General features: G+C 46.3%; 1 protein-coding gene. It reads right to left on the reverse strand.

Annotated elements, in window-relative coordinates; genetic code table 11:
- On the reverse strand, nucleotides 1–1,930 hold a 1,930-nt coding region (gene polA / locus A3729_RS24865; RefSeq protein ID WP_068634393.1), incomplete at both ends, for a DNA polymerase I.

Below are 1,930 nucleotides of genomic sequence, written 5' to 3' on the forward strand. Positions count from 1 at the left end.
CCATAATTCTCAGTTCTATTTGCGAATAGTCGGCTGCGATAAGCTTATAACCGTCGGGTGCAACAAAAGCCTGACGAATCTTTCGACCTTCGGTGCTTCGAATCGGAATATTCTGCAAGTTCGGATCACTAGAAGATAAACGCCCTGTCGCGGTGACAGCCTGATGATAAGAAGTATGAATTCTCCCTGTTCCCGGATTAATCAACTGCGGAAGTTTATCGGTATAAGTCGACTTGAGTTTTGCCAGACTACGGTGCTCAAGAATTAACTTAGGCAGCGGGTAGTCAAGTGCTAATTCCTGTAAGACCGGCTCGGCGGTTGAAGGTTGACCCTTGGGCGTCTTCTTGATGATCGGCAACCCTAGTTTCTCAAAGAATATCGCTTGCAACTGTTTTGGTGAACTTAAGTTGAACTCTTCACCCGCCAAGTCATAAGCTTCACGCTCTAGCTCAACAATTCGTTCGGCTAATTCCTGACTCTGCTGCCCTAGAATATGAGCGTCAACCACCGCACCTGTGCGTTCTATTTTTGACAGAATCGACAACAGAGGCTTATCTATTTCATGATAAACCTTCGCCAGCCCTTCAATCTTTTCTAATTGCGGATAGATTGCATGGTGAAGCGCCAAAGTAATCTCGGCATCTTCTGCGGCATAAGGCCCGGCTTGCTCTAGAGCTATTTGGTTGAAGGTAAGCTGTTTGGCTCCCTTCCCGGCGATATCTTCAAAGTGGATGGTTTTTCTGCCCAAGTACTTCTCGGCCAGAGTATCCATGTCGTGACGACTTCCCGTGGAGTTCAGCACATAAGATTCAATCATCGTATCGTGCGCAATACCTTGAAGCTCAATACCATGATTGGCCAATACACTTTTATCGTATTTCAGGTTTTGGCCAACTTTAAGCTGCTCACTACTCTCCAGAAGTGGCTTTAGTTGATCAAGTACCCAATCTTTATCTAACTGCTCGGGCGCATCCAAGTAATCATGACAAAAAGGCACATAAGCTGCTTCCTCTGCATTACAGGCGAAGGAAACACCTACCACCTCGGCTTCCATATAGTTGAGGCTGGTGGTCTCGGTATCAAAAGCAAATAAGTCCGCCGACTTAAGTTTGTTAAACCAAAGCGCAAACGCATCTTTGTCAAGAATAGTCTGGTAGTCGCAATTATGCTCAACTACCGGCTCTTCTGCTTGTTCCGCATCATCTCCCGCACTGTTCAAGGCTCTTTCTTGGGCAGTGACCCAAGACCGGAATTCATACTCGCTAAATAGTGCTAACAATCGTCGGTGGTCAGTTTCTTTGTGGCTGATATCCTCTAGCGCTTCCGGCAAATCTATTTCAGTTTTGATCGTTGCCAACTCATAAGACATCGGTAGAAACGATAAGCTATCACGCAGGTTCTCGCCAACTTTACCTTTCACCTCATCGGCACTATCAATAACACCCTGCATGCTACCATAAGCCGTTAACCACTTTACCGCCGTCTTCGGGCCACACTTCGGCACGCCGGGAATATTATCAACCGAATCGCCAACCAAAGCTAAGTAGTCAATGATCTGATCAGGGCGAACGCCGAACTTATCTTCGACGCCTTGAATATCCATTTTGGTATCGGTCATGGTATTGATCAGCGTCACATGCTCTGTCACTAACTGAGCCATATCCTTATCGCCAGTTGAGATCACCACATCGATCTTCTTTTGCGTTGCCTGATGCGCCAAGGCACCAATCACATCATCCGCTTCGACATCAGGAATGATGAGTAAAGGCAAACCCATTGCTTCAATGATCTCGTGAATCGGCGCGATCTGAGAACGTAAATCATCAGGCATCGGTGGACGATTCGCTTTATAGTCAGGGTAAATTTCATGACGAAAGTTCTTACCTTTAGCGTCAAAAACCACAATTACTTTAGAGCCTGGATAGTCGGT

This window comes from Oleiphilus sp. HI0043 (assembly GCF_001634935.1).